Source organism: Streptomyces sp. NBC_01314, assembly GCF_041435215.1.
In the GTDB taxonomy this organism is placed as follows: domain Bacteria; phylum Actinomycetota; class Actinomycetes; order Streptomycetales; family Streptomycetaceae; genus Streptomyces.
The window spans coordinates 5,214,453-5,241,327 of record NZ_CP108394.1 but is presented as its reverse complement, the minus strand read 5'-3'; the positions used below and the strand labels follow the sequence as shown (position 1 = coordinate 5,241,327).

The window sequence follows — 26,875 nt, the reverse complement described above, 5'->3', positions numbered from 1 at the left end:
CGCTCACCAGTCCCGGGTGGCGATCAGCTCCTCGACGTCCGCGTCCGTGAACCCGTAGGAGGAGGCGACGAACCAGAAGTCCTCGGCGATCTCCTCCCGTGCGACCGTCTCTATGTCACTCCCGGCCGCCTCGAAATCCACCTGCAGCAGGTTGAACTCCTCCGTCGCGGCCTGGGTCAGCGCGTACAGCGACGTCAGGTCCGACGGCCGCTCGGCTTCGATCCGTTCGCACAGCCGCAGCAGGATCGCCCCGCCCTTGCCGACGACGTGATCGGGGTAGTACGCGTCCGTGTACAGCCGCCGCAGGAACGAGTGCCCTGCCACCTGCTCGTTTGTGATCGCCATGGCGTTTCCATCCCCCTCGAAGGCCCGATGCGCCGATCATGCACCACAGCACTGACATCAGGGCGGGACGGCCCGGGCGCCCGGGTGGGTCGTGGCCGGCCGGCTCGTTCGCCGTCAGTCGGGCTTCGACCTCGCGTCCAGTTCGCACCAGACGTACTTGCCCCGCGTCCCGTTCACCGCGAACCAACCCCAGTCGTCCGCGTAGGCGTTGAGCAGGTGGAGGCCTCGGCCGGAGGTGGAGGTGTCGGTGTGGGGGGTGACCGTCGGGGGCGTCGGGTCCGTGTCCCACGCGCCGACGCGGAAGGAGGCGCCGGACTGTCTGAGTTTCAGGGCCGCCGGGCCGGTGGTGTGGCGGAGGGAGTTGGTGAGGAGTTCGGAGGCCAGTAGCTCCGCCGGTTCGATGAGGGTGGGGAGGGTGTGGGTGGTCAGGATGTCGCGGAGGGTGCGGCGGCCGATGGCTACGGCTCGGGGGTCGTGGGGGATGTAGAGGGTGTACTCCCAGTCGGTGCGCATGGGGCTCCTGGTGAGGCGTACGGAGGGGTGGGGGCGCTGGGTGTCGGGCGGTGGCCTTGTCGCCGCCGCCGTGGCAGGGCGGGGCGGTGCGCTTCCGGGGTCCCGGTGTTCCGCAGCGTGTGCGTCGCGTCACTGACGGTAGGGGGTTCATTTGAACCCGGTCAAGTCGAACCGGGATAATGGGCCGTCAACTTCCGGGAGGAAACGAGTACATGCCAGCACGGAGCATCGTCACGGCACGTCAGGAGCGGCTCGGCGCTGAGCTGCGCAAGCTTCGGGAACGGGCCGGGCTCAGTGGTCGGGAGGCGGCGCGGGCGCTGGGGATCGCCGAGAGCAAGCTCTCCGCCACGGAAGTGGGACGCGTCGGGGTCAGTGCGGACCGTGTTCGGTACTTCGCGAGTCAGTACGCCAGCAATGACGCCGCTTTGGTGGAGGCGCTGGCGGCCATGGCGACCGAGCGTGGGCGGGGTTGGTGGGAGGACTCTCGGGGATTGCTCCCGCGCGGGTTTCTCGACCTCGCGGAACTGGAGCACCACACACGGCACGTGAGGTCGTTCGAGATCGTGAGCATTCCTGGGCTGTTGCAGTCGGAGGAGCATGTTCGAGTGCTCTATGAGGGCTCTCCTCAGGAGATGAGCCAGGACCAGCAGGACCTACGCGTGGAGTTCCGATTGCGGCGGCAGAGGGTCCTCGAACGGGATGACTTCGTCTACGAGGTCGTGATCCATGAAGCCGCGTTGCGGATCAGGAAGGCCGATCGCGGGCTTGCACGGCGGCAGTTGGAGCACATTCTGGGCCAGTCGGAGCGGCCCCAGGTCGCCGTTCATGTCGTGCCCTTCGACCGAGACGGGTTCAGGATCAGCAGTCCGATTCTGTTGCTGGACGGCCCGGTTCCGCAGCTGGACACTGTCTTGCGGGATGCTCCCCACGGGGGCGCTTTCTTGGACGCTGAGGCGCAGTTGGCTACGTATCGGCGAAGGATCGCCGTGGCACGGAAGGCCGCGCTCGGCGTCGTAGAGTCGAGAGACTTCATTCGCGAACTGGCTCAAGAGATCTGAAGGGCGATATGGCAGCCGTTCCTGTATGGCAGAAGTCCTCGTTCTCCGAGGACGAAGACGCTCCCAACTGCCTTGAGATCGCCGCCGGCCACGAGACTCTTCGGCTCCGTGAAAGCGAAGAGCCCGGCCAGGTAGTCCACACAACCCCCGCCGGGCTCGCCGCCCTCATACGCGCGCTACGCGCCCCGCGTTACTGAAGCATCCCGCGGACCGCGTCGCCGTCCACCGCCATCGAGTCGGCGGTCGTGACGCCCCTCGACGAACCTCGCAGGACCATCGAACCGTTCTCCCCCAGCACGTACAGGTCGGCCTTGCCGTCGCGGTTGGTGTCGCGGAGGCGGATCGTGTGGCCGAAGTAGTCGCCGGCCGCCAAGTCGCCCGGCATGCCTGCGGTGTTGCGGGTGAGGAACTGGGAACCCTTGGCCGTCAGGCCCGACTCGCCGCCGTAGAGGACGTGGATCGCGCCCGCCTCGCCCTTGCCGCTCAGGCTCTCGCCCGGCGCGGCCACCGCGAGGTCACGGTAGCCGTCTCCGTTGATGTCGCCGGAGGTCACCGCGTCGCCGAAGGCGTCGTACGACTCCGGGGTGTCGGCGATGCCGGACGTGGACTGGGTGAAGCGGGCCGACTTCGACGGGCCCGAGGACGCGCCGTACCAGACGGTCACGCGGCCCTTGGTCTTGTCGTAGACCGGTGTGCCGATGGCGATGTCGCCGTAGCCGTCCTTGTCGAAGTCGTCGATGACGCCGTCGCCGCCGCGTTCGGCCTGGCCGCCGTTGGACTTGATGGATTCGAGGCGGAGGGTCTTGCCGGGGTAGAGCTTGGTCTTGCCGCCGGAGATGAACCAGGCGTCGGAGGCGAGGGTGGTGTCGGTGACGACGTCGCCGATGATGACGAGGTCGGTCCTGCCGTCCTTGTTGACCTTGCCGGAGATCAGCGCGGTGGAGTAGAAGCCCGCACCGTCCTTGTCCAGGACCGTGACCGAGCCCTTCACCCCCGACTTGGCGATCGCGCCCCGGTAGACGTACGTCTTGCCGTCGCGGACGAGGGCCAGGTCCTGGCTGCCGTCGCCGTTGAAGTCGCCGGTGGCGAAGTCGCGGGCCTCGCCGGAGACACCCTTCGGGCCCTTGAACGGGACGGTCGTGCCGCCGGACAGGCCCTTCTTGCCGCCCCAGAGGATGGTGACCGTGCCGTTGTCCTTGTACTTGCCGACGTTCTCGCCGTTGGCGGAGACCGCGAGGTCGCCGTAGCCGTCCTTGTTGAAGTCGGCCGCCGTGCGGACCTCGCCGAAGAAGTCGTCCGTCTCGTCGGCCCCGGGCACGCCCGCGCTCGCCTGGTCGATGAACTGGGTCTTCGTGCCCGGGCCGTTCGCGTGGCCGAACGTGACGAGGACGCCGCCGCCCTTGCTGAAGCGGGTCTCGGTGCCGTACGAGAAGACCGCGTTGTCGCGGTAGCCGTCGCCGTTGAAGTCGTCCGCGTACTTGGCGGGCGCGGCGGCGGCCGGGCCGATGGAGAGGGAGAAGGCGAGGGGGGTCACGGTCGCCGCCACGAGCGTCGCGGCCATCGTGGCGCTACGGAATCGCATGCATGTCCTTCGCAGTGAGGGGAGAGGAGGGGAGATGAGGGGAGGGGAGGGGAGTGGGCGCGGCTACTGGGCGAGCTGCACGCCGAAGCTGTTCGCGGTCTCCTTGAGCCCGACGTTCGCCGCCGTGATGCTCTTCGCGCCCTTCGTGGTCAGGCCGGAGGCCGTGCCCTTGAGGACGAGGAGCGCGCCCCTGGCGTTCTCGCCGGGGGCGGAGACGACCAGTTCGGCCCTGCCGTTCTTGTCGAGGTCGATCAGACGGACGGCGCTGCCGAAGCCGTCCTGGGTCTCGGCGGTGCCGGGGACGCCCGCGGTGTCCTGGCTGTAGGTCGCGGCGCGTTTGGTGGTCAGACCGGCGGCCGAGCCGTACAGGACGGTGACCGTGCCGACCCACCGCTTGCCGTTCAGGCCCTCGTACTGCGCGCCGACCGCGATGTCGGCGTACTTGTCGCCGTTGATGTCGCCGATGGAGAGCGAGCCGCCGAAGAAGTCGCTCTCCTCGCCCTTGCCCGGGACGCCGGGGGTGTCCTGGTTGATGACCGTCGGGGTCTGGGTGAGGTCGGGGCCGCCCTTGCCGCCGTACCAGATCTCCACCTGGCCGCCCAGGTGGCCTGCGCCGTCCTGCATCGCCGGGTCCCCGGGGTTGGCGAGGACGAGGTCGCCGTAACCGTCGCCGTTGATGTCGCCGACGGTGACGCGGCGGTTGCCCTCGGCCTTCGGCATGTCGACCACGACGGTCTTCTTGCCGTTGTACGTGTGGTACCTGACCTGGCCGCCGGGGTGGGAGGTCGTCGGGTACGGGTAGAGGCGCTCGGCGGCCTTGTCCCCGGTGATGTCGCCCGCGCCGACGTCGCGCGTGGCGCCGACGGTGCCGACGTAGCTCGCGCTCGCCGCGTTGCCGGTGGTCTTCTTGAACGGACCGTTGTAGATCCGGGTCTGCCACTCGCCGGTGACCGTGAGGTCGGGCGAGCCGTCGCCGTTGAAGTCGGCCGCCGCGAGGCCCTGGCTGTACGAGTGCTCAGCGGCGATCGTGGACGGCTGTGGCAGCGCGGTGCCGCTGGTCAGACCCTTCTTGCCGCCCCACAGGATGGTGACCTGGCCCACGTACGTATCGACGCCGACGCCCTCGCCGGTCGCACCGACCGCGAGGTCCGCGTAGCCGTCCTTGTTGAAGTCGGCGGAGGCGAGGCTGGCGCCGAAATGGTCCTGTCTCTCGGCCGAACCGGCGACTCCGCTCGTGTTCTGCGTGATCACGCTCCGGTTGGCGGCCGAGGCGCCCGACTTCGAGCCGTAGAGCACGACCACCGCGCCGGCCGACGACGCGCTGCCGACATCGGTGCCCGGCGCGCCCACCGCGAGGTCGCGGTAGCCGTCGCCGTTGTAGTCGTCCGTGTACTTGGCGACCGCCGCGCCGGCGGGCGTGGCCAGGGCGAGCGGTGTCAGACCGGAGGCGAGGAGGCCTGCGGCCAGGAGGAAGGAACGAGTGCGCATAGGGACTCCAGGAGGGAGGAGGGCGCGCGCCGAGCGGACCGGCCCCACTGCCGTCGTAAGGGCGTGCGAGCAGAAGACTCGTGGAGGGGCCGGAGGGTTGCCCCGGGTGTGCGGTGAACCTTTTGGGCGCGGGGCCGGCGCGCGGCGGGTGGGGCGTGCGCCGCCGTACCCCGCTCTGCCCGCTCTGCCCGCCCCCATCAGCCGTTGCCCGTCCCCGTTCCCGTCCTCGTGTCCGTCAGCCCCCGAGTACGTCCCCGAAGTACGCGTCGCCCGAAGGCCCGCCCAGGGTCTTGCCGTTGAAGGACTTCGCGCCGGTGCCCGTGATGCCGGAGGAGCCGGACTTCAGCAGCCAGACGGCACCGTCGCTGGAGTTCTCGCCGTAGGCGCCCGCGGCCAGTTCCGCGAAACCGTCGAGGTTGCTGTCGGTGAGACGGACCGCCGCTCCGAAGTAGTCGTACGACTCCGCGGCGCCGGGGACTCCCGAGGTGTTCTGGGAGAAGGACTTGGCGCCGCTGCCGGTGAGGCCGGACTTCGAACCCCGCAGGACGACGACGGCACCGGCGTGCTTCGCCGAGCCCACGCTCTTCTGGGGGACGCCGACCGCGATGTCGGTGTACCCGTCGCGGTTGACGTCGCCTGCGGACAGGCTCCAGCCGAACCTGTCGTTCCTCGTCGCGGTGCCGGGCACGCCCGCGGTGTCCTGGTTGATACGGACCGGGGTACGGGTGCTGAGGCCCGTGGCGCTGCCGTACGTGACCGTGATCGCGCCGCCGAGGCCGCCGTTCGGCTCGTCGGTCGACTTCTCCATGAAGTTGCCGGTGACGATGTCGCCCCGGCCGTCCTTGTTCACATCGGCGATGACGGCGTCGTAGCCGCCGGCGACCTTGCCGCCCGCCTTGAGGCCGGAGGCGGAGCCCTTGTAGAGGACGCTGCGGGTGCGGTAGCCGTTCTTGATCTCCTGCTGGCCCATGACCAGGAGATCCGTCGTACCGTCGCCGGTGACGTCTCCCGCGACGATCTTGTCGGTGTTGATGCCGGTCTGCCCGTACGTGTCGATGCCGACGAGCCCCGTGGCCTTGCCGGTGCGGGAGATCGGGCCCTTGAAGACGTTCAGCTCGGGGAACGCGAGGTTGGCGGCGGCCAGGTCGGTGTCGCCGTCGCCGTCGAAGTCACCGGTGGCCACGGACCAGCCCAGCTCGTTGCGGTTCTCGGGCAGCGGCGAGGTGATGTCGGTCGCTGTCTTGAGACCGCTCGCGCCGCCCCACAGGACGGTGAGGGCGCCGGAGTCGCCGGACGAGCCGAGCGTCCGGCCGTGTGCTCCCACGATCAGGTCCGTGTAGCCGTCGTCGTCGAGGTCGCCCGTGGTCAGGCGGTCGCCGAAGTAGCCGGACGACTGCGGGGCGCCGGGCACGCCGGTCGTGGCCTGGCTGATGATCTGGCGCTTGGCCGTGTCGAGGCCCTTCGCGGTGCCGTAGACGACCGCGACGTAACCGGCCCCCGTCTTGCCGGAGACCTTGGCGATGGACGCGGCGATCGCGAGGTCGCGGTAGCCGTCGCCGTTGAAGTCGCCGGAGAGGCCGGAGGGGGCTGGGGCTGCCGAGGCGGTGCCCGGGAGCGCGGTGAGGAGGCCGGTGGTGAGGCCGGCGGCCAGGAGGAAGGAGCGAGTACGCAAGGGGACTCCAGGAGGGAGGAGGGCTCGCGCCGAGCGCGGCGGGCCCAACTGCCGTCGTAGGGGTGTGCGAAGCCGTCGTGAGGGTGTGCGGGCAGGAGACCGGTGGAGGGGCGGGAGGGTTGCCCGGGAGTTCGGTGAACTTTCGGGGTCGCGGACCGCTCGTCGTGTGTGAGGGGCCCGCATCCCTGTCGGATGCGGGCCCCCTTCACCGGCCGTGTACGTCAGTCGGTGCTCATCGCAGGCCGTGTACGTCAGCCGGTGCTCAGTTGGCCGCGTTCGAGCCGAAGACCGGCTGGCCGGTGGTGGAGACGCCGACCGCGGACGGGGCGATGGAGCGGGCGCCCGTCGTGGTGATCTTCGTGCCGTTGGAGGGCAGGTAGAGCAACGAGCCGTTGTAGTCGTTCTCGCCGTACGAGCCGGCCGTCAGGTCCGCCCGGCCGTCACCGGTGACGTCGGTGAGCTTGACCTCGCCGCCGAGCAGGTCGTCCTTCTCGTCCGAGCCGGGGACGCCGGCCGTGGACTGGGCGAAGTACTGGAGGCCGGAGGTGGTGTTCACGCCGGAGGCCGAGCCGTACAGGACGGTCAGCGCGCCGGTGTTGACGACACCGCCGAGGTTCTCGCCGGGCGAGCCGACGACCAGGTCGGCCATCCCGTCACCGTTGATGTCGCCGAGCGACAGCTCGCTGCCGAAGAAGTCGCCGCGCTCGGACGAGCCGGGCACGTTGCCGCTGTTCTGCGTCACCGCGACCGTGGTGGTCGGGCCGTCGGCGGAGCCGTAGATGATGTGGACCTTGCCGCCGGTGGACGAGTCGGGCACGCTGGGCTCACTGCCGTCCTTGGACGGGTCCCAGTCCTGACCGGTGACCACGTCGCCGAAGCCGTCGCCGTTGACGTCGCCGATGCCGGTGATGACACCGCGCCTCAGCTCCCGGTCACCGCCGTCCGCACCCAGGCCGTCGGCCGCGCCCGGCACGTACCAGTTGGTGTTGTAGCCCCAGTCGCCGTCGATCTCGTAGCCGTCGACCACCAGGTCGGTCCGCTTGTCGCCGTTGGTGTCGCCGGCGGTGAGCATGACCGCGCCCGTGCCCTTGCCGGAGCGGATGTCCATCTTGATGCCGTACTGGTCGCCGAGCGACCCGGACTTGGTGATGCCGTCGCCGACGATGTACACGAGGTTCGACGTGTTGCCGATCGCCAGGTCCTCGGTGCCGTCCCCGTCGAAGTCGCCCGAGGCGAGCGACTTGCCCCACTGGTCGTGCGAGGAGGGCGCCAGGTCCTTGATGGTGGTGGCACCGGAGAGGCCCTTGGCCGAGCCCCACACGATGAGGACGGTGCCGCCGTCGGTGTCGCCGGACACGTCCTCGTCCGGCGCGGACACGGCGAGGTCGTCGAAACCGTCGCCGTTGTAGTCGCCGTACGCGGTGGACCAGCCGAACCAGTCGTTGGCCTCGGCGTCGCCGGGCACGCCGGTCGTGTTCTGGCTGATGGTCGTGCGCTTGGTCGAGGTCACGCCGTTCGCAGAGCCGTACAGGGCGACGACCTGCCCGGCGGCTGTCTTGCCGCCGACGGAGGCCCCGCCCGCCGAGTACGCGACGTCGCCGAAGCCGTCGCCGTTGAAGTCGGCCACGGGGTGGTGGACCGAGTCGGCCGCCGTCGCCGTCGCGGCCGAGAAGGTGAGCAGACCGCCGGTCAGCGCGACCGCGGAGGCCGTCGCGAGGGCGAGTCTCAGGTGCTTGCGCATGCGGGAATCTCCTGCCGCATGCGGGACGTCTGGCAGACGTCCCGCAGTCAAATGGGGTGCCCTTCTGTCCGTGTTCGCCCGGAGTTCGCCTGGGCTTCACAGGAAAGTTGGCGAACAGGAGACCGGTGGGGTGGCGGGAGGGTTGTACGGGAGTTCGAGAAACTTTTGGGACCAGTGGGGCACCTGGGCCTCTAGCCCGTCAGTTGGCCGCCTCGCCGCCGAAGTTCGGCGAGGCGTGCGTCGACACGCCCACGGAGGACGGGGAGATGGAACGTGTGCCGGTCGTCGTGATCTTCGTGCCGTTGGAGGGCAGGTAGACCACCGAGCCGTTGCCGCCGTTCTCGCCGGCCCTGCCGACCGTCAGGTCCGCCTTGCCGTCGCCCGTGACGTCGGTGAGCTTCACCTCGGAGCCGAAGTGGTCGTAGATCTCGTTCGCGCCGGGGACACCGGCCGTGGACTGGGCGAAGTACTGGGAGCCGGAGTCGGTGTCCAGGCCGGAGGCCGAGCCGTAGAGGACCGTCACCGCGCCCGCGTCGACGACACCCTTCAGGTTCTCGTCGGACGTGGCGACCACCAGGTCCTGGAAGCCGTCGCCGTTGATGTCGCCCAGCGACAGTTCGAAGCCGAAGCTGTCGCCGGGCTCGGAGGCGCCGGGTACGTTGCCGGTGTCCTGGGTCACCGCGGTGGCCGTGGCCGTGACCGGGCCGCCGGCCGAGCCGTAGGTGATGTTGGCCTTGCCGCCGGTGACGGACTCGGGTGCGGACAGCACGTCGGGGTCGTCGGTCGGGTCCCACTCCTGGCCGGTCACGATGTCGCCGAAGCCGTCGCCGTTGATGTCGCCGATGCCGCTGACGATGCCGGGCTTCAGCTTCCGGGCGGAGGCGACGGACAGACCGGAGGCCGTGCCGGGCACGTAGTAGTTGACGTTCCAGCGCCACTCGCCGCCGGTCACGATGCCGTTGACGATCAGGTCGGTCCGCCGGTCGCCGTCGACGTCGCCCGCGGTGAGGTTGAGCGCGCCCGTGAACTCCTCGGACCTGATGGGTGCCTTGACGGTGTAACCGCCGCCGGCCTTGCCTGACCTGCCGATGCCGCCACTGAACACATGGATCGTGCTCGACGCGGTGCCGACCGCCAGGTCCTCCGTGCCGTCGCCGTCGAAGTCGCCCGCGGCCAGCGACTTGCCCCAGCCGCCGTGGCGGGAGGGCGCCGGGTCCGCCAGCGTCGTACCGCCGGACAGGCCGCTCGACGAACCCCACACGATCACGACCGTGCCGGTGTCCCTCGTGCCGCCGGTGTCCTCCAGGGACGCGGACACGGCGAGGTCGTCGAAGCCGTCGCCGTCGAAGTCGCCGTACGCGCTGACCCCGCCGAAGCTGTCGCCCTGCTCGGCGCTGTCGGGGATGCCGGGCGTGTTCTGGCTGATCGTGGTGCGGTTCGTGGATGTCACGCCGCTGGCCGAGCCGTACAGGGCGACGATCTGGCCGGCGTACGTCTTGCCGTCCACCGTGGCGACGGCGGCCGAGTACGCGATATCGCCGTACCCGTCGTCGTTGAAGTCGGCCACGGGGTGGTGCACCGAGTCGGCCGCCGTCGCGGTCGTCGCGGCCGAGAAGGTGAGCAGACCGCCGGTCAGCGCGGCCGCGGAGGCCGTGGCGAGGGCGAGTCGCGGGTGCTTGTGCATGCGGGGATCTCCTGCGGCATGCGGGACGCCCGGCAGCGGACGTCCACAGTCGATGGGGTGCCCGTTCCGCACCCATGTGCCTGGAGTTCTACAGGAGTTGGGGAGGACGTCGGCGAAGGGGAGACCGCTGAGAGGGTGGCCGGGTTGTACGTGGGCCCGGAGAGGTTCCCGAGGCGCCGGGCCGACCGGGCTGTCCGAACGTTCTGCGGTGGTGATGCGTCTGCGGTGCGAGGCAACGGCGGACAAGCCGTCGCATTCGGTTGAGGAGACACGACGATGAACGGTACCCGTGTACGGATCGCCCTGGCCGCCCTGGTCACCTTGACGATGGTCCCCCTGGCCGTCGGGTGCGCGGCACTGGAGACAGGCGGTACGAGTTCGGCCTCGTGCGTGTTCGCCGTGGACTACGACGACCGGGTGTACCTCGATGCGGGCAAGGTCGACCACACCCTCGGCGCCGAGGTGGGCACCGCACGGGACTCGGTCTGCGACGACACGGGCGGTGGCGAGGAGGACCAGGTACCGGCCGAGGACCTGACCGTCTACGCGGCGTACGCCATCAAGGGCATCGACAGCAAGGACGCGATCGCGGTCCGCGAGTCACCGGGGGACGAGGTGCGTGTCGTGATCCACGCGATCGAGGACGAAGGCCTGAAGGTGGCGGTCGAGCGGATCTTCGGGAAGGACGAGCGGGCCGGCGGGGGCGACGGCAAGGACAAGGGTGACCAAAGCGGCAAGGGTGACGACAACGACATGGTGCATGAGCCTGGAGACGGCGGGGGAGACGGCGACGGCGACGGCGACGTGAGCGGCATCGCGGGCGCCCTTGACGAGGAGCCCGAAGACGGTGCCGACGCCGGCGGCGATGACAGTGGCGACAGCGGCAGCGGGGTGAGTCCGGGGAAGTGCGTGCTCGTCGTGGAGTACGGAAAGGACAGCTACTTCAACCGTGGCGACGCTGAGATCGAGTTGGGGGCCGAGGTGGGGACGGCCCGCGCGGTGCCCTGCGGCGACACACCCGGCGAGGTCGATACCACGGCCGAGCCGGCGACGTTCGAGGCGTACGCGATCAAGGGGCTGGACCCGGCCGACGCCATAGCGATCCGCTTCTCGGCGGACGAGGAGCCGTTCCTCATGGTGCGCATGGCCGACGACCTGCCGCCGGAGGTCGAGGAACTGCTCCCGGCCGAGGAGCGGTGAACCGATTGCACGGTGAGCCTCGTTGTTTGCTGAGCCGCTTGCTCGCCGAGCCGATGCTGGGTGAATCGATCGCGCGGTGACACGGCGACGCCCCCGGTCCAAGCGGAACCGGGGGCGTCGTACCGAGTGCCTACCGACGGCGTACCGAGGGCGTACCGACTGCGTACGACCGCCGTGCGGGAGGGCTGCTACTTCACCGGCTGCGGCTCCGGCTCGGTCTCTGCCTCCGTCGTGCCCGCCGGAGGCTCGTCGTCGTCCGGGACGGGCGTCTTCACGGACTCCAGCAGCAGCTGGGCGACGTCGACGACCGTGATGGACTCCTTGGCCTTGCCTTCGTTCTTCTTGCCGTTGACCGAGTCGGTCAGCATGACGAGGCAGAACGGGCAGGCCGTGGAGACGATGTCCGGGTTGAGGGAGAGGGCTTCGTCGACGCGCTCGTTGTTGATGCGCTTGCCGATCCGCTCCTCCATCCACATCCGCGCGCCACCGGCGCCGCAGCAGAAGCCGCGCTCCTTGTGGCGGTGCATCTCCTGCTGACGCAGGCCCGGGACGGCGGACATGATCTCGCGCGGGGGCGTGTAGATCTTGTTGTGACGGCCCAGGTAGCAGGGGTCGTGGTAGGTGATCAGGCCCTCGACCGGGGTCACCGGGATCAGCTTGCCCTCGTCGATCAGGTGCTGGAGCAGCTGGGTGTGGTGGATGACCTCGTAGTCGCCGCCGAGCTGCGGGTACTCGTTGCCGATCGTGTTGAGGCAGTGCGGGCAGGTCGCGACGATCTTCTTGGCCGACTTCGGCTTCCTGGTCGACTCGTCCTCGTCGTCCTCGCCGAAGGCCATGTTCAGCGCGGCGACGTTCTCCATGCCGAGTTCCTGGAACAGGGGCTCGTTGCCGAGGCGGCGGGCGGAGTCACCGGTGCACTTCTCGTCGCCGCCCATGATGGCGAACTTGACGCCGGCCATGTGGAGGAGTTCCGCGAAGGCCTTGGTGGTCTTCTTGGCGCGGTCCTCCAGGGCGCCGGCGCAGCCGACCCAGTACAGGTACTCGACCTCGGAGAGGTCCTCGATGTCCTTGCCGACGACCGGGACCTCGAACTCGACCTCCTTGAGCCACTCCAGGCGCTGCTTCTTCGCCAGGCCCCAGGGGTTGCCCTTCTTCTCCAGGTTCTTGAGCATCGTGCCCGCCTCGGACGGGAACGCGGACTCGATCATCACCTGGTAGCGGCGCATGTCGACGATGTGGTCGACGTGCTCGATGTCGACGGGGCACTGCTCGACGCAGGCACCGCAGGTCGTGCAGGACCACAGGACGTCGGGGTCGATGACGCCGTTCTCCTCGACGGTCCCGATCAGCGGCCGCTCGGCCTCGGCGAGAGCCGCGGCGGGCACGTCCTTGAGCTGCTCGGCGGAGGCCTTCTCCTCGCCCTCCGCGTTCTTGCCGCCACCGGCGAGGAGGTAGGGGGCCTTGGCGTGCGCGTGGTCCCGCAGCGACATGATCAGCAGCTTGGGGGACAGCGGCTTGCCGGTGTTCCAGGCCGGGCACTGCGACTGACAGCGACCGCACTCGGTACAGGTGGAGAAGTCGAGGATGCCCTTCCAGGAGAACTGCTCGACCTGGGAGACACCGAAGACGTCGTCGTCACCGGGGTCGGTGAAGTCAATTGGCTTGCCGCCCGACGTCATGGGCTGGAGGCCGCCGAGGGCCGTCGCACCATCGGCGTTGCGCTTGAACCAGATGTTCGGGAAGCCGAGGAAGCGGTGCCAGGCGACACCCATGTTGGTGTTCAGCGAGACCGTGATCATCCAGATCAGCGAGACGCCGATCTTGATCATCGCGACGAAGTACACCAGGTTCTGGAGCGTCGACGGGTCGATGTCCTTGAAGGCGAGGACCAGCGGGTACGAGGCGAAGTACCCGGCCTCGTAGTGGTCCACGTGGTGGATGGCGCCCTCAAGACCGCGCAGTACGTAGATCGCGACGCCGATGGTGAGGATGACGTACTCGACGAAGTACGCCTGCCAGGCCTTGGAGCCCGCGAAACGCGACTTGCGGCCGGCCCGTGAGGGCAGGTTGAGCAGCCGGATGGCGATCAGCACGAGGATGCCGAGGATCGTCATCACACCGATGAACTCGATGTACATCTCGAACGGCAGGAAGCCGCCGATCACCGGCAGCGTCCAGTCCGCCTGGAACAGCTGGCCGTACGCCTGGGCGAGGGTCGGCGGCAGCGTCAGGAAGCCGATCGCGACGAACCAGTGGGCGAAGCCGACGATCCCCCACCGGTTCATCCGGGTGTGGCCGAGGAACTCCTTGGCCAGGGTGATCGAGCGCGCCTTCGGGTCGTCCGTACGGCTGCCCGCCGGTACGGGCTGACCGAGCTTCACGAACCGGTAGATCTGCGCCACGGCTCGGGCGATGAGCGCAACGCCGACCACGGTCAGGACCAGCGACACGATGATCGCGGCGAGTTGCATTGGGGGCTCCTCGGGCCTGCGAGGGTTTTCCTCCGGGGTGCCTCCCGGGCCCCTCGGAGATCATTACTAAGCGGTAACTTATGCAGTCCGTCTGAGACTACCCAGTTCTCCTGCCGCACTGTAGCCAGGGGGGCGGTGATCTGCGTCGCTGAGGGTCGCCTGAGTGTGGCCCTGTCGAACCGGGGTCGATGTCGTGCGGTCGCGCTGTTTCAAAACGATCGTGTTATTCATAAGAAATTGTGACATTCACGCCTAACTTGGACTCGTGCTGTACGGAATCCTTGCCGCTGCCTCCGCCCTGTTGCTGACCGCCGTGCTCTCGGCGGCCGTACGCGCGCCCGCGCTGCGGCTGGGGGTCGTGGAGCGGCGGCGCGGGCGGCGGGTGCCGTTGCTCGGCGGAGTCGCGGTGATGGCCGGGGTGGGGGCCGTGGCGTGGGTGGGGGAGTGGAGCGGTGTTGCTCCGTTGGGGGACGAGGCCGGGTGGCTGATCGTCGTCGGGGCCGGGCTCGGGCTGCTCGGGCTGGTCGGTGACGTGTGGCGGCTCCCCGCGGTGATGGGGGCGGCGGGGGTGGTCGTCGCCGCCGCGCTGGTCGTGCCGTACCGCGAACTCGGCGTGCTGGGCGGGGTGTCGGGGGTTGCCTGGATCTTGCTCGTGGTGCACGGGTTCAAGGGGATGGCGCGTTCCGACGGGGCGCTCGGGGTGGTCGGGGCGGTCACCGCGTTCGGCTTGAGCGGGTGTGCGGCGGCCGAGGTCATGGACGGTCTGGCGACGCTGTTCAGCGTGCTGGCGGCCGCGCTCACCGGGTTCCTGATGCATAACTGGCCGCCCGCGCGGATCGTGCTCGGCACCTGCGGGGCCCTCTTCGTGGGCTTCGTGCTCGCGGGCGGCGTGCTGCATGTGTACGCCGTCGGGTACGGGGCCGGTGTCGGGGCGCCCTTCACCCTCACGGCCGTGGCGACCGCCGACGTCGTCCTCGTACTCGTGTCGCGGAAGCGCGCGGGGCGGGAACTGTGGCGGGGCGGGCCCGACCATCTCGCGCACCGGCTGCGGCGGATCGGTCTCACGCCACCGGGGGTGGTGGTCGTGCTGGGGCTCGCCGCGGCGGGCTCCGCCGGGGTCGGGCTCGCCGTCCACATGCTGTGGACGGAGCCGCGCTCCGCGTGGTGGGTGGCGGGGGCGACCGGGGTGGTCGTACTCGGGATGCTCTTCGTGCCGGTGGGCCCGCCCCGCTCCGCCCTTGCCTCGGCCTCTGCCCATGCCACCCGCTCGATGCCGCCCGCCGCCCGCCGCCCCCAGTCCACCGCCGCCCGGCCTGCCCCCACGGGCGTCCACCGTGCCCCCGCCACCCGCCCCATCCCGGGAGGCCGCGCCGCCCCCGGCCCGTCGCCCCGGCCGCAACGCCTCCGCCGGCAGGAGGCGGCGGGGCTGGGGCGGCGGGGGTGGGTGGGGTAGGTGGGGGAGAGAGGTGAGGGGTAGGTGGGGGGAGGGGCGGGGTGGCTCGCGGGCTCCGGGCATGTGTGGGCGGGTGAGGGCTGGTCGCGCCCGGGGGCGATTGCCGCCGTCCCCGTCCCGCGCCCCGTCCCCGTCGCGTCCTCCGTCGCCGTCCCCGTCGCCGTCGCCGTCGAGCCGGTCGGAAGGTGACCCTTGCCCGGGGTTTCTGCCGACCCCGGCGCCCACATATCCCCAGTTCAGGCCCTGGTTGCGCATAAGGAAAACATAAGAGTTGAGCCTCCTCGACTCAGCTCTGTTGACCCATCGGTGGGTGTCGTGCACACTTGAGTCCGTTCCACTCAAGTCATTGCTGGAGGAATTGAAATGGCACGTGCGGTCGGCATCGACCTGGGCACGACTAACTCCGTCGTCAGCGTTCTTGAAGGCGGCGAGCCCACCGTCATCACCAACGCAGAGGGCGCCAGGACCACGCCGTCCGTCGTCGCCTTCGCCAAGAACGGCGAGGTGCTCGTCGGCGAGGTCGCCAAGCGCCAGGCGGTCACGAACGTGGACCGGACGATCCGGTCCGTCAAGCGGCACATGGGCACGGACTGGAAGATCGAGCTCGACGGGAAGCACTTCAACCCGCAGCAGATGAGCGCCTTCATCCTGCAGAAGCTGAAGCGCGACGCCGAGGCCTACCTGGGCGAGAAGGTCGCGGACGCGGTCATCACCGTCCCGGCCTACTTCAACGACTCCGAGCGTCAGGCGACGAAGGAGGCCGGCGAGATCGCGGGCCTGAACGTCCTGCGCATCGTGAACGAGCCGACGGCCGCCGCTCTCGCGTACGGCCTCGACAAGGACGACCAGACGATCCTCGTCTTCGACCTCGGCGGCGGCACCTTCGACGTGTCGCTCCTGGAGATCGGTGACGGCGTCGTCGAGGTGAAGGCCACCAACGGTGACAACCACCTCGGTGGTGACGACTGGGACCAGCGCGTCGTCGACTACCTGGTGCAGCAGTTCCGCGCCGGCCACGGTGTGGACCTCGGCAAGGACAAGATGGCGCTGCAGCGTCTGCGCGAGGCCGCCGAGAAGGCGAAGATCGAGCTGTCCTCCTCCACGGAGACCTCGATCAACCTGCCCTACATCACGGCCTCCGCCGAGGGCCCGCTGCACCTGGACGAGAAGCTCACCCGGGCCCAGTTCCAGCAGCTGACGGCCGACCTGCTGGAGCGCTGCAAGACGCCGTTCCACAACGTCATCAAGGACGCCGGGATCGCCCTCTCCGAGATCGACCACGTCGTTCTCGTCGGCGGCTCCACCCGTATGCCCGCCGTCGCCGAGCTCGTCAAGGAGCTGACCGGCGGCAACGAGGCCAACAAGGGTGTGAACCCGGACGAGGTCGTCGCCATCGGCGCCGCCCTCCAGGCAGGTGTCCTCAAGGGTGAGGTCAAGGACGTCCTGCTCCTCGACGTGACCCCGCTGTCCCTCGGTATCGAGACCAAGGGCGGCATCATGACCAAGCTCATCGAGCGGAACACGACGATCCCGACCAAGCGGTCCGAGATCTTCACCACCGCCGAGGACAACCAGCCGTCCGTGCAGATCCAGGTCTACCAGGGCGAGCGCGAGATCGCGGCGTACAACAAGAAGCTCGGGATGTTCGAGCTGACCGGTCTGCCGCCCGCCCCGCGCGGTGTCCCGCAGATCGAGGTCGCCTTCGACATCGACGCCAACGGCATCATGCACGTGACCGCGAAGGACCTCGGCACGGGCAAGGAGCAGAAGATGACCGTCACCGGCGGCTCCTCGCTGCCGAAGGACGAGGTCGACCGGATGCGCCAGGAGGCCGAGAAGTACGCGGAGGAGGACCACGCCCGCCGCGAGGCCGCCGAGAGCCGCAACCAGGGCGAGCAGCTCGTCTACCAGACCGAGAAGTTCCTCAAGGACAACGAGGACAAGGTCCCGGGCGACATCAAGACCGAGGTCGAGGCCTCCGTCGAGGAGCTCAAGGCCGCGCTCAAGGGCGAGGACACCGCCGAGATCCGCACGGCCACCGAGAAGGTCGCCGCCGTCTCGCAGAAGCTCGGCCAGGCCCTGTACGCCGACGCCCAGGCCGCGCAGGCCGCGGGCGGCGAGGCCGGCGCCGGCGCCGGTGACACCAAGGCCGACGACGACGTCGTCGACGCCGAGATCGTCGACGAGGACCGTGAGCGCAAGGACGGTGCCGCGTGACGGAGGAGACCCCGGGCTTCGACGAGCAGCAGCCGCAAGGTCAGCCGCAGCAGCCCGACGTCCCCTCCGGCTCTGACGACGCCGAGCCGAAGGCCGCCCCCCAGGAGGGGGCGGCCCCGGCCGGGGACGCGGCAGCGACGGCCCAGGTGGCCGGTCTGACGGCACAACTGGACCAGGTGCGTACGGCGCTCGGTGAGCGCACGGCGGACCTCCAGCGGCTCCAGGCCGAGTACCAGAACTACCGCCGCCGGGTAGAGCGCGACCGGATCACGGTCAAGGAGATCGCCATCGCGAACCTCCTGACCGAACTCCTGCCCGTGCTCGACGACATCGGCCGCGCGCGGGAGCACAGTGAGCTCGTCGGCGGCTTCAAGTCCGTCGCGGAGTCGCTGGAGACCGTCGCGGCGAAGATGGGCCTGCAGCAGTTCGGCAAGGAGGGCGAGCCCTTCGACCCGATGATCCACGAGGCCCTGATGCACAGTTACGCGCCCGACGTCACAGAGACGACGTGCGTGGCGATTCTCCAGCCGGGGTATCGCATCGGCGAGCGCACCATCCGCCCCGCGCGGGTGGCCGTGGCCGAGCCCCAGCCGGGGGCGCAGCCCGCCAAGGCGGACTCCGCGGAGACCGCGGAAGGTGCCTCCGGTGCTGACGACAAGGAGAGCGGTGGCCCGGACGAGGGCTGACGCCGACGGCGTACACGGTGACGTGCACGGTGACGTGCACGGTGAGTGGGAGGAGGGACGTCGCGGATGAGTACCAAGGACTTCATCGAGAAGGACTACTACAAGGTCCTCGGCGTCCCCAAGGACGCCACCGAGGCCGAGATCAAGAAGGCGTACCGCAAACTCGCCCGCGAGTTCCACCCGGACGCCAACAAGGGGAACACCAAGGCCGAGGAGCGCTTCAAGGAGATCTCCGAGGCGAACGACATCCTCGGTGACCCCAAGAAGCGCAAGGAGTACGACGAGGCCCGCACGCTCTTCGGCAACGGCGGCTTCCGCCCCGGGCCCGGCGCGGGCGGCGGCTCGTTCAACTTCGACCTGGGCGACCTCTTCGGAGGCGGCGCCCAGGGCGGCGGGCAGGCGGGCGGCTTCGGCGGGGGCATCGGCGATGTCTTCGGGGGCCTGTTCAACCGCGGCAGCTCCGGCACCACACGGGTGCAGCCCCGGCGCGGCCAGGACATCGAGTCCGAGGTCACACTGAGCTTCACCGAGGCCATCGAGGGCGCGACCGTACCGCTGAGGATGTCCTCGCAGTCGCCCTGCAAGCCCTGTTCGGGAACCGGCGACGCCAACGGCACACCCCGCGTGTGTCCGACATGCGTCGGCACCGGCCAGGTCGCGCGGGGCTCGGGCGGCGGCTTCTCCCTGACCGATCCCTGCCCGGACTGCAAGGGCCGGGGTCTGATCGCCGAGGACCCCTGCGACATATGCAAGGGTTCGGGCCGCGCCAAGTCGTCCCGCACCATGCAGGTCAGGATCCCGGCGGGCGTCTCCGACGGCCAGCGGATCAGGCTGCGCGGCAAGGGCGCGCCCGGTGAACGGGGCGGACCGGCCGGTGACCTGTATGTCGTCGTGCACGTCGACGCGCACCCGGTGTTCGGCCGCAAGGAGGACAACCTCACGGTGACCGTGCTGGTGACGTTTCCCGAGGCGGCACTCGGCGGCGAGGTCCGGGTCCCGACCCTGGGCGGACCGCCGGTCACGCTGAAACTGCCTCCGGGCACCCCGAACGGCCGTACGATGCGGGCCCGGGGCAAGGGCGCCTTCCGTAAGGACGGCACCCGCGGGGACCTGCTGATCACGGTCGAGGTGAGTGTTCCGAAGGACCTGTCGGGGAAGGCTCGTGACGCCCTGGAGGCGTATCGCGAGGCGACCGCGGGCGAGGACCCGCGAGCGGAGCTGTTCCAGGCCGCGAAGGGAGCATGAATGTGATGGACGGCCGCCGTAGGCAGAACCCGTTGGGCAGGGCGTACGAGCTGACGGAAGAGACACCGGTGTACGTCATCTCGGTGGCCGCCCAGCTCTCCGGTCTGCACCCGCAGACCCTCCGACAGTACGACCGTCTCGGCCTGGTCTCCCCGGACCGCACCGCCGGGCGCGGCCGTCGCTACTCGGCCCGTGACATCGAACTGCTGCGCACCGTCCAGCAGTTGTCGCAGGACGAGGGCATCAACCTGGCCGGCATCAAGCGCATCATCGAGCTGGAGAACCAGGTCGCCGCCCTCCAGTCGAGGGTCGCCGAGATGGAGGCCGCCCTCGACGGCGCCGCCGCGACCATGCGCCAGCGCGAAGCCGCGGTCCACGCCTCGTACCGGCGCGACCTGGTGCCGTATCAGGAGATGCAGCAGAGCAGCGCGTTGGTGGTGTGGCGGCCGAAGGGGCGGCAGGCGTCGGACTGACGGCCGTCAAGTGCAGGTAGGGGCCCGGAGGTTCAGGCGAACCTCCGGGCCCCCTTGTCATGTGTCCGTGTGTGTCAGCCGAGGTTCGGGGTCCAGTCGCCCAGGTAGTCGGCCTTCTCGTACGAGGCGGCCTCCTCGGCGGTGAGCTGGGGGCGGTTCTCGGTGGCCGAACTCACCGATCCCGCACCGGTGTTGGCGTACTCGCGGAAGAAGGAGTCCTTCCAGGGGTACGTCGTGCCGCTGGAGCTCCAGTCCTGGTAGGGCGCGGCCTTGACCGCCGCCGGGAGCGACGACTCGCGGATCACCAGGCTGCCCTTCGCGCCGCTGAAGGCGGTCACCCAGGGGCGGCCGAGGTGGAACGTGCCGTCGGGGGCATCGCTGGTCAGCGTCGAACCGGTGATCAGGAAGCCGTAGTTGGTGGACGAGTCCGTCGACGGGGCGGCCACATAGCCGTTGTTGCTCTTCGAGCCCCGGCTGAGGAGCTTGAAGGTGGATCTGTCGAAGACGGCGGTGGCGTAACCGCAGACGAAGTCGACGTCACCCTCGACGTAGGAGTGGGTGAAGTAGACCCGGTTGGGGGTCGTGGTCGTCGTCGACTTCAGGAAGAGCGTGTCCTGGTTGCCGAGGAAGCGGACGTTGTCGAAGACCAGCCGGTCGGCCTGGGTGAGGAGGGCGACAGCCTGCTTGTTCGCGTAGCTGCTGGCCGCCTCGTCGAACGAGTTCTCGATGGTGAGGTTGCGGGCCAGGAAGTCGGAGCCCTTGACGTACATGGTCCGGCTGTTCTGCGTGCCGAGCGTGCCGGTGCCGTCGGCGGTCGGGGTGCCGGCGGCGTTGTCGTACGTGATGACGGTCTGGGACGGGTGGTCGCCGGCCCCGACGAGGCGGACGTACTTGTTGTTGACCTGGACGAGTTCTCTGTACGTGCCCGGGTTCACCTGGATGACCACCGGGTCGGCGGCCGTGCCCGCGCCGAGCGCGTTCAGCGCGGCCTGCACGCTCGTGTGGTCCCCGTCGCCATCCGCGTCCACGACCGCGTCGGCGCCCGGGACCGCGGCGACCTCGTGCGGCCGGGTGGTTGAGACGGCGGCGGAGTCGGCGGAGACGTTGCCTGCCTCGTCGATGGCGCGGAGCAGGTAGGCGGACTCGGTGCCGGGGGCGGCGGCGGCACCGGTGGCGGAGGCGATCGCGGTGGCGGAGGCGATCGCGGTGGCGACGGCGGTGGCGCGCAGACGGTTGCGGCCGCCCCGGCGACGGTGTCGCACCGTCGGCTTCGACATGGCTATGGGAGAAGCATCCTCGGTCATCGTTGGCAGCCTTTCGGCCCATGAGACAGGACGAACGATGTCGGCATGGGGTGGTGGGGGGAGAGGTGAAATGTATGAGATGTGTGAGATGTGTGCGGCGAGACAGCACAGGTGGGGCTGTTGAGAGAGCTGTCGCGTAGCGGGAGGATGATAAGTGATGAAGTTTCAGGAGGGTGTTGGAGGGCCGCCAAGGGGCCCGACGGTGCGTTTTCGAACGACGCTGTTGGCGAATCGCCAAGCGAGAGTTGAGTGGGACTCTCAGGCCAGTTGACAGTGCCGGAGACGGGGTTCGCCGACAGCGTCGTTCGTTTCCCCGGGCCTGATTCGTTTGTACCACCGCGTCTGGGAGACGCTCCGCGACAGCGCGGTCTTCGGCGCCGAGGCGCAGCGCGTGATCGGCCGGGCCCGGCGCGACCTCAGCGTTTGAGCGGGTGCCCTGCCTTGACGTGGTGCAGGAGGGTGGCGAGGCCGAGGGGGTCAGTGGCCAGGATGGTGTGGGGCGCGTCGCTCTCGCGGAGGCGGAGAGTTCCGTCGGGGGCGGTGGCTACGTAGAGGCACTCGCCCTCGGGGCCGGCGCTGAAGCTCGACTTCTGCCAGTTGAGCTCAGCCATGGGGGTCTCCCTAAAGGGTGTAGAGCACATGCTGGATGAGAGCCAGCGAGTCCTTCACCGAGTGTGTTTCAGGGGCCAACGATACGTCGATGGGGGCGAGGGCGTTTTTGGCCAGGTGCTGGAAGAGTCGCTCGTACTGCTCCAGGCTCGACCTGTCGCCCAAGTACTGCAGCCCGATGGGAAGTTCGAGCAGTACGGTGCCCAGCGTCGGGACCGCTGGTGCGACGTGAACGAAGTGGCCGCTGACCGCTCCGTAGACCTGGGCGTTGAACGGATAGACCTGAATCGTGACGTTGGGCAGTCGCGCCAGCTCGACAAGGTGCAGCAACTGTTCGCGGAGCACCTTGGCCCCGCCGAACTGCATGTGCAGCGCCGACTCGTGGATCACGGCGTGTACGGAGGGCGGGTTCTGGCGGGTGAGCACCCGCTGCCGTTCCATACGGAACTCAAGGGCTCCCTCGCTCCGTTCGAACCCCAGCCCCGCACTGGCGAAGATGGCTTCGGCATAGGCGGGTGTCTGAAAGAGCCCGGGGATGAGCAGTGACTGATGCATCCGAAGGGCGACGCAACTCGCCTCCAGCTCCGCAGTGTTGAGAGCGTCCATACTCCGACGCTTCTTGTGTGCGCTCCACCAGCCCTTGCCCGTCGCCTCGGACATGGCGACCAGTGACTCGATGTAGGCCTTATCTGTACAACCATAGAGGTTGCAGAGCTCGCGGAGTCGTGCGGTGAGGATCGTTGTTTTCGCGGTTTCGATCTGGCTCAGCTGAACGCGGCCCATGGTGATCCGCTTGGCCGCCTCCGCAGCGGTCAACCCTGCATGTTCGCGCAGGTGTTTGAGTTCGAAGCCGAGGCGTCGCTGGCGCTCGCTGATGACGGTGCGAAGTCCCACGGGTCTCTCCTAGGTGGTGTACCCGAAGTCTGCCCTGGCTGTAGAGGATGGTCCACCGAATGTGGCGATTGGGTTGTAACTGAAAGCCCTTTGGTTCTACCGTGAGTGTGTAATCGGTCACGCACCGGAACTGCACGACTTCCCCTGCCCATCAGCCGACAGAGCACCCGCAAGGGCAACGCCATCGCCGAGCAGTGGGATCCGACCCTCTTCCCCCCGCCAGGAGCCCTCCCCATGGACACAGCCCGCCGTGCCGCCCACCGCCCCGCCCAACTCACGCACGAATACAGCCTGTTCGCCGAGGCCGACGCGACCGCGCCCCGCCTGTGCCGGGACTTCGTACGGGCCGTCCTCTTCACTCACGACCGGGAGCAGCTCGTCATGCCCGCAGCCCTGTGCACCTCGGAGCTCGTCACCAACGTCCACCTGCACACCAAGGGGACCGCCATGCTCCGGGTCTGTCTCACCCCGGCTCGGCTGCGGGTGAGCGTGTTCGACGAGAGTGCGGACCCTCCGGTCGTGGTGCGGCCGGCGAACGGGGGTGCCGCCTGCTGGGGGCGGGGGCTGGCCCTGGTGGACGAGATGGCGGACGGGTGGGGGGTCGCGGACGGGCGGGCGGGGCGGTTCGCGAAGGGGGTGTGGTTCGAGCTGGGGCTCGGTGGGTGAGTCGTTTCTGCGTCACTAGTTCGAGTGAACTGAGGGCGTTTCCGCAGGTGAGCCCGTATGGCTGCCTAGCGTGACGGCGTTGCTTGTGCCCCGGGCACGCCAAGCCCACACTTGAGGAGGAGGTGCCACCTTGACCGCTCTTGCACACGAGAGGCCCGAGATCATGTCCGAGGCTGGGGCTGAATTCGTGAACGGACCCCACCATGACGAGGGTCTGTGGCAGGTATGGAAAGCCATGGAACTCCCTGAGGGCTACCGTGCTGAGATCATTGAGGGAGCCATCGAGGTGTCGCCCACCGGTCGCTTTGCGCATGCTCAGGTCGTCAACCGCCTGAGGGATGCCCTGGCGCTTCATCTGAAGGACAGCGACTACGGCGCCTGGAACGACGCGAACGTGATCCATGCACGCAGGGCGTGGATTCCGGACGGACTCGTTGCGCCCCGGGACGCGGAGCTGATCGAGGACGAGGACGGTCTCGGGATCAAAGCGCAGGCTGTCTCGCTGGTCGTCGAAGTGGTCTCGCCAGGCAGGACCAACCAGGACCGTGATCGCGTCCGCAAGCGCCGCGAGTACGCCCGCGCAAGCATTCCCGCTTACGTGATCATCGACGATTACGACGGCCAGGGTACTGTCACCCTCTTTACCGGTCCTCGCCCCGATAAGGCCGACTGGGACGACATCCACCGCGTTCCCTACGGCACGGAGGTCGTCATCCCCGAAGGGCCGGCGAAGGGCTTCGTCATCGGCGAGGCGATCACGGGGCCGAAGCGGGGCTGATTTCCGGTCCTGGCCCAGGCGACGTCCTCGGCCGGCCCGGTCAGTCGCCCACACCGAGCCCCGGGTGAGGACGCTCCTGGCCGGGAGGCGGCTGCTGGGGCTGCTGGGTGGTGGGGCGCGGCGCGCGGGGGGTGCCGCGCCGGGGCATGCCGACCTCCCACAGGGGCGTGTCGGGCGCGGCTCGGTCGGGCGCCCGGTCGGTGGGGGAAGGCGGGCCCAGGGTCCGCTCGGCCGCGGGAGTCTGTTGTCGCGGCTGGTTCTCCTTCTGCGGTGGGGCGGCGTTCGCGGGGCCCTTGCCCGGTGCTTCCGTCTCCGGGGCGGTTTCCGGGGCCAGGTTCGGGCGACGCCAGCGTTCCGGGATGGTCGACCTCCGTTGCACGGCGCTCTCGTCACCCGCCTGCACCGCCGCGACTGCCCGGGCGCGCAGAGCGCTCTGCCGGGCGATCGGGGCGAAGCCGGGGGCGGCGTTGCCGGTCTCGGCGGGGAGGCCTCGGGCGCCCATCTCGTTCAACTGCTGCTGGAGGCCGGTCTCCGGGGCGAAGATCTCGCGCGGCAACTGCCAGGAGGCCGCGCCGTCCACATCGACCCGGTGTTCCTTGCCGTCGACGGTGAAGGTAAGGCCGTAGCCGATGTACTGGTCGTCCTTGTCGAACTGAAGGTCCCCGGAGATCTGCCCGCCTCGGTCCCGGACCTCGTTCGCGAGGACCTGGAGGGCGGGCGGGAGTGGGTTGGTACGGCCGAGGCTGGTGACGTAGCCGTCGGTCCGGAGCACCTTCCGCTCCCTGGTCTCCCCCTCTCCTTCTTCGTAGGGGATCTGGAAGCGGGTCTCGCCGGTCTTCTCGTCCTGGTAGGTCTCGATGGCTCCCACCCGCGCCCTGATGAAGGTCAGGCGCCCGTCACCCTCCGAGCCGTACGCCTTCTCCATCGCCGGGAACTGAACCTGATGTTGCAACGCCGGCGGCGGCGCCGAGCCGATGATCGTGACGTGGGCGTCCGGGTTCTGCGTGAGGATGATCTCCGCGTTGGCGACTCCGGTGCCGCCGGAGCCCGCGACGACCCAGTGTTCGGCCCGTTGTGCGTCGAAGCGGTTCTCGGCGACCTCGTCGCCGAGCAGTACCCGTCCGGGAGCCTCATCGCGGGCCGACTCCCATTTCGCGGTCGAGTCGAGGGCGCCGAAGCAGTTGCCCATGCGGGCCTTGTCGGGGCCGAGGCCGGCCGTGAGGGCGTCCATCAGCGGCGAGGACTTCAGGGCGCCGAGCACGGTACGGGCGTCCGTGCCGCCCGGCTCGGCCCGGGTCAGCCAGGCCCGCAGCTCGCCCGCCCCGGCCAGACCCTGCTCCGCCAACTCCCGCAGCCGGTCACCGATCAGCCGTACGGCCTCGCTGCGGCTCTCCACGGCGTGTTCGCCGCGTGGCATGCCGGGTACGACCTCGGGGGTCAGACCGGTGGCGATGCTCGGGGTGCCGTCGCAGGCCACCCACAGTGGGGGCGGGGCCTCCTTGCCGTCCCCGGTCGTCCGTTGCGGCCTCTGGATCTCGGCGAGGAGTTCGCCGTTCCGGCCGAGCCGCAGGCGGGCGTGACCGTTCACCAGGTCTCCCCGGGTGGCGAGTTGGTCCTCCCAGATCCGTACGGCCTCGATGGGCAGGCGGTCCCCGGGCCGCTCGACCGTGGAGTGCGGATCGACTCCCATCCACTGGGCGAGGTCCCGGTCCTGGTCCGCCGACTGCACGATGCCCCGGCCGGGGTCCAGGTGCCACCGGCCCGCCCCGTCGATCAGCAGCGCGTCCGTGTCCCGGCCGGTCAGGCTCGCCCCGCCGCCGATCACCACACGGCGGGACGGGAACTCGCCCTGCGCCAACTGCCCTTCGATCGCCTGCGCCGTTCGCTCGCTGACCTGGGCGCGGTATTCCGCCCATTGGGTGGCTGCCGTCGCCAACTGGTCGCGGGGGAGCGGCAGTCCGTTCTGGTCGTAGCCCGGCATGGGCATGGTGACGTCGCGCCGGCCGATGAAGGCCTCGACCTGGCGCTCGGCTCGTAGGGCGGCGTCGCGGGAGGCTTGGAGGGCGGTGGCGTCGGTGGGGTCGAGGTGTTCTATGGGGTGGGCGAGGGTGGCGATCAGGCGTTTGGCCCGGGAGGAGAGGAAATCCTTGGAGAGAATGCGCCGTGTTTCAGCTGCCTCAAGCTCAGTCGCATGTACCTCCTGCTCAGCTATGGCCGCTGTCGGTCGTAGACCGCACTGATCCAGCAGTGCCGAGAGACCGGCACGAGCCTCGGCGCGTTGTGGGCTGGAAAGTTCCGTGTCAGAGGCCTGGGCGGCAAGCCAGTTCAGCTCGGCGACGCGTCCGTGGTCTTGGCTCGACAAATCGTGCCGACCGCCGATGTCGGCCTCTTGGTGCAAGAGGTTCTCGCGTACCGGTGCCAGACCTTGGCTCGACCGGTCGCGCGCGGCGATGAGTTCGCCCACCTCGTGGGCGAGGACACGGGTCAGGAATTCGCTGGGGAGACGGTCGGAAATCTGCACGACGTACTGATCCGTCGTCGTGTTCGTCATGGTGTTGGAGACCATTCCCGAGACCATGGGAATGGCGTCCAACCAGAGGTCGGCCGAGCCGCCCTGGGTGTCCTCCAGGGTGAAGTACTCTCTGCCGTCCTCCGCCACTTTCTCGTCGATCGACCTGAATCGCTCCCCGAATACGACGGACGTCACCGTGCGCAGCTCACGTTTCACCGTCGCGATCAGCGCCGCCTGCTGGGCTCGCAACCGTGCGTCGGTGACCGTCGTGTCCACGTGATGTT

The 26,875-nt window shown here is 69.3% G+C and carries 22 protein-coding genes; 10 read left to right on the top strand and 12 right to left on the bottom strand.

Annotated elements, in window-relative coordinates; genetic code table 11:
- Positions 1–3: 3 nt before the first annotated feature.
- A complete protein-coding gene (locus OG622_RS22930) occupies positions 4–345 on the bottom strand; it encodes a DUF5713 family protein (RefSeq protein ID WP_371578505.1) in 342 nt (113 codons plus the stop codon).
- 114 nt (positions 346–459) lie between these two features.
- Entirely contained in the window at positions 460–858 is a 399-nt protein-coding gene (locus OG622_RS22925) for an ATP-binding protein (protein WP_371578504.1), read from the bottom strand.
- A gap of 212 nt (positions 859–1,070) precedes the next feature.
- On the opposite strand from OG622_RS22925, the gene OG622_RS22920 reads away from it, so the two are divergent.
- Both OG622_RS22920 and OG622_RS22915 read left to right on the top strand, forming a co-directional pair.
- Positions 1,071–1,916 (top strand): helix-turn-helix domain-containing protein, encoded by an 846-nt coding sequence (locus tag OG622_RS22920; protein WP_371578503.1) that lies wholly within the window; start codon positions 1,071–1,073, stop codon positions 1,914–1,916.
- 8 nt (positions 1,917–1,924) lie between these two features.
- On the top strand, positions 1,925–2,113 hold the full coding sequence (locus tag OG622_RS22915; RefSeq protein WP_371578502.1) for a DUF397 domain-containing protein: 189 nt from the start codon (positions 1,925–1,927) through the stop codon (positions 2,111–2,113).
- On the opposite strand, the gene OG622_RS22910 is transcribed toward OG622_RS22915, so the two are convergent.
- From OG622_RS22910 to OG622_RS22890, 5 genes are all read right to left on the bottom strand, one after another.
- Positions 2,107–3,498 carry an FG-GAP and VCBS repeat-containing protein gene (locus OG622_RS22910; RefSeq protein ID WP_371578501.1) on the bottom strand — a complete coding sequence of 464 codons (1,392 nt, stop codon included), beginning with the start codon at positions 3,496–3,498 and terminating at the stop codon, positions 2,107–2,109. The genes OG622_RS22915 and OG622_RS22910 overlap by 7 nt on opposite strands.
- A gap of 63 nt (positions 3,499–3,561) precedes the next feature.
- Positions 3,562–4,986 carry an FG-GAP-like repeat-containing protein gene (locus OG622_RS22905; RefSeq protein WP_371578500.1) on the bottom strand — a complete coding sequence of 475 codons (1,425 nt, stop codon included), beginning with the start codon at positions 4,984–4,986 and terminating at the stop codon, positions 3,562–3,564.
- Positions 4,987–5,221: 235 nt separating this feature from the next.
- Complete coding sequence (locus OG622_RS22900) at positions 5,222–6,658, bottom strand: FG-GAP-like repeat-containing protein (protein ID WP_371578499.1); 1,437 nt, start codon at positions 6,656–6,658, stop codon at positions 5,222–5,224.
- Between the two features lie 262 nt (positions 6,659–6,920).
- The gene (locus OG622_RS22895; RefSeq protein WP_371578498.1) at positions 6,921–8,399 is read right to left on the bottom strand and encodes an FG-GAP-like repeat-containing protein; all 1,479 of its coding nucleotides are present in this window, start codon (positions 8,397–8,399) and stop codon (positions 6,921–6,923) included.
- Positions 8,400–8,598: 199 nt separating this feature from the next.
- On the bottom strand, positions 8,599–10,083 hold the full coding sequence (locus OG622_RS22890; protein WP_371578497.1) for an FG-GAP and VCBS repeat-containing protein: 1,485 nt from the start codon (positions 10,081–10,083) through the stop codon (positions 8,599–8,601).
- Positions 10,084–10,359: 276 nt separating this feature from the next.
- Between OG622_RS22890 and OG622_RS22885 the strand changes: the two genes are divergently transcribed.
- Positions 10,360–11,283: a DUF6281 family protein gene (locus OG622_RS22885; RefSeq protein ID WP_371578496.1), complete on the top strand. Its 924-nt coding sequence runs from the start codon at positions 10,360–10,362 to the stop codon at positions 11,281–11,283.
- Between the two features lie 188 nt (positions 11,284–11,471).
- On the opposite strand, the gene OG622_RS22880 is transcribed toward OG622_RS22885, so the two are convergent.
- Positions 11,472–13,754, bottom strand: a complete 2,283-nt coding sequence (locus OG622_RS22880; RefSeq protein ID WP_371578495.1) for a heterodisulfide reductase-related iron-sulfur binding cluster — start codon at positions 13,752–13,754, stop codon at positions 11,472–11,474.
- Positions 13,755–14,019: 265 nt separating this feature from the next.
- Between OG622_RS22880 and OG622_RS22875 the strand changes: the two genes are divergently transcribed.
- The 5 genes from OG622_RS22875 to OG622_RS22855 all read left to right on the top strand — a co-directional run bounded on the left by OG622_RS22875 (position 14,020) and on the right by OG622_RS22855 (position 19,828).
- Positions 14,020–15,207: an MraY family glycosyltransferase gene (locus OG622_RS22875; RefSeq protein WP_371578494.1), complete on the top strand. Its 1,188-nt coding sequence runs from the start codon at positions 14,020–14,022 to the stop codon at positions 15,205–15,207.
- Between the two features lie 363 nt (positions 15,208–15,570).
- On the top strand, positions 15,571–17,424 hold the full coding sequence (dnaK, locus tag OG622_RS22870) for a molecular chaperone DnaK (RefSeq protein WP_371578493.1): 1,854 nt from the start codon (positions 15,571–15,573) through the stop codon (positions 17,422–17,424).
- Positions 17,421–18,110: a nucleotide exchange factor GrpE gene (grpE, locus tag OG622_RS22865; RefSeq protein ID WP_371578492.1), complete on the top strand. Its 690-nt coding sequence runs from the start codon at positions 17,421–17,423 to the stop codon at positions 18,108–18,110. Before dnaK ends, grpE begins: the two co-directional genes overlap by 4 nt.
- A 66-nt stretch (positions 18,111–18,176) precedes the next feature.
- Positions 18,177–19,355, top strand: a complete 1,179-nt coding sequence (gene dnaJ, locus OG622_RS22860; RefSeq protein WP_371578491.1) for a molecular chaperone DnaJ — start codon at positions 18,177–18,179, stop codon at positions 19,353–19,355.
- Positions 19,356–19,360: 5 nt separating this feature from the next.
- Positions 19,361–19,828: a heat shock protein transcriptional repressor HspR gene (locus tag OG622_RS22855; RefSeq protein ID WP_371584180.1), complete on the top strand. Its 468-nt coding sequence runs from the start codon at positions 19,361–19,363 to the stop codon at positions 19,826–19,828.
- Between the two features lie 74 nt (positions 19,829–19,902).
- Here OG622_RS22855 and OG622_RS22850 read toward each other — a convergent pair whose 3' ends face one another.
- From OG622_RS22850 to OG622_RS22840, 3 genes are all read right to left on the bottom strand, one after another.
- Positions 19,903–21,132 carry a pectinesterase family protein gene (locus tag OG622_RS22850; protein WP_371578490.1) on the bottom strand — a complete coding sequence of 410 codons (1,230 nt, stop codon included), beginning with the start codon at positions 21,130–21,132 and terminating at the stop codon, positions 19,903–19,905.
- 416 nt (positions 21,133–21,548) lie between these two features.
- Positions 21,549–21,743 carry a DUF397 domain-containing protein gene (locus OG622_RS22845; protein ID WP_371578489.1) on the bottom strand — a complete coding sequence of 65 codons (195 nt, stop codon included), beginning with the start codon at positions 21,741–21,743 and terminating at the stop codon, positions 21,549–21,551.
- A 10-nt stretch (positions 21,744–21,753) separates the two neighbouring features.
- A complete protein-coding gene (locus OG622_RS22840) occupies positions 21,754–22,635 on the bottom strand; it encodes a helix-turn-helix domain-containing protein (protein ID WP_371578488.1) in 882 nt (293 codons plus the stop codon).
- A gap of 234 nt (positions 22,636–22,869) precedes the next feature.
- Here OG622_RS22840 and OG622_RS22835 point away from each other — a divergent pair, with 234 nt between their 5' ends.
- Both OG622_RS22835 and OG622_RS22830 read left to right on the top strand, forming a co-directional pair.
- Positions 22,870–23,301 (top strand): ATP-binding protein, encoded by a 432-nt coding sequence (locus OG622_RS22835; protein WP_371578487.1) that lies wholly within the window; start codon positions 22,870–22,872, stop codon positions 23,299–23,301.
- 130 nt (positions 23,302–23,431) lie between these two features.
- Positions 23,432–24,079, top strand: a complete 648-nt coding sequence (locus tag OG622_RS22830) for a Uma2 family endonuclease (RefSeq protein WP_371578486.1) — start codon at positions 23,432–23,434, stop codon at positions 24,077–24,079.
- Between the two features lie 40 nt (positions 24,080–24,119).
- Here OG622_RS22830 and OG622_RS22825 read toward each other — a convergent pair whose 3' ends face one another.
- Entirely contained in the window at positions 24,120–26,867 is a 2,748-nt protein-coding gene (locus OG622_RS22825; protein WP_371578485.1) for a hypothetical protein, read from the bottom strand.
- Positions 26,868–26,875: the final 8 nt, after the last annotated feature.

What these genes read in the sequence shown, in the direction of transcription:
- OG622_RS22930 (WP_371578505.1), bottom strand. Translation starts at nt 345, where the DNA reads ATGGCGATCACAAACGAGCAGGTGGCAGGGCACTCGTTCCTGCGGCGG.
- OG622_RS22895 (WP_371578498.1), bottom strand. Translation starts at nt 8,399, where the DNA reads ATGCGCAAGCACCTGAGACTCGCCCTCGCGACGGCCTCCGCGGTCGCG.
- OG622_RS22885 (WP_371578496.1), top strand. Translation starts at nt 10,360, where the DNA reads ATGAACGGTACCCGTGTACGGATCGCCCTGGCCGCCCTGGTCACCTTG.
- OG622_RS22925 (WP_371578504.1), bottom strand. Translation starts at nt 858, where the DNA reads ATGCGCACCGACTGGGAGTACACCCTCTACATCCCCCACGACCCCCGA.
- dnaK (WP_371578493.1), top strand. Translation starts at nt 15,571, where the DNA reads ATGGCACGTGCGGTCGGCATCGACCTGGGCACGACTAACTCCGTCGTC.
- OG622_RS22915 (WP_371578502.1), top strand. Translation starts at nt 1,925, where the DNA reads ATGGCAGCCGTTCCTGTATGGCAGAAGTCCTCGTTCTCCGAGGACGAA.
- OG622_RS22920 (WP_371578503.1), top strand. Translation starts at nt 1,071, where the DNA reads ATGCCAGCACGGAGCATCGTCACGGCACGTCAGGAGCGGCTCGGCGCT.
- OG622_RS22880 (WP_371578495.1), bottom strand. Translation starts at nt 13,754, where the DNA reads ATGCAACTCGCCGCGATCATCGTGTCGCTGGTCCTGACCGTGGTCGGC.
- OG622_RS22910 (WP_371578501.1), bottom strand. Translation starts at nt 3,498, where the DNA reads ATGCGATTCCGTAGCGCCACGATGGCCGCGACGCTCGTGGCGGCGACC.
- OG622_RS22905 (WP_371578500.1), bottom strand. Translation starts at nt 4,986, where the DNA reads ATGCGCACTCGTTCCTTCCTCCTGGCCGCAGGCCTCCTCGCCTCCGGT.
- OG622_RS22850 (WP_371578490.1), bottom strand. Translation starts at nt 21,132, where the DNA reads ATGACCGAGGATGCTTCTCCCATAGCCATGTCGAAGCCGACGGTGCGA.
- OG622_RS22855 (WP_371584180.1), top strand. Translation starts at nt 19,361, where the DNA reads ATGGACGGCCGCCGTAGGCAGAACCCGTTGGGCAGGGCGTACGAGCTG.
- OG622_RS22835 (WP_371578487.1), top strand. Translation starts at nt 22,870, where the DNA reads ATGGACACAGCCCGCCGTGCCGCCCACCGCCCCGCCCAACTCACGCAC.
- dnaJ (WP_371578491.1), top strand. Translation starts at nt 18,177, where the DNA reads ATGAGTACCAAGGACTTCATCGAGAAGGACTACTACAAGGTCCTCGGC.
- OG622_RS22845 (WP_371578489.1), bottom strand. Translation starts at nt 21,743, where the DNA reads ATGGCTGAGCTCAACTGGCAGAAGTCGAGCTTCAGCGCCGGCCCCGAG.
- OG622_RS22890 (WP_371578497.1), bottom strand. Translation starts at nt 10,083, where the DNA reads ATGCACAAGCACCCGCGACTCGCCCTCGCCACGGCCTCCGCGGCCGCG.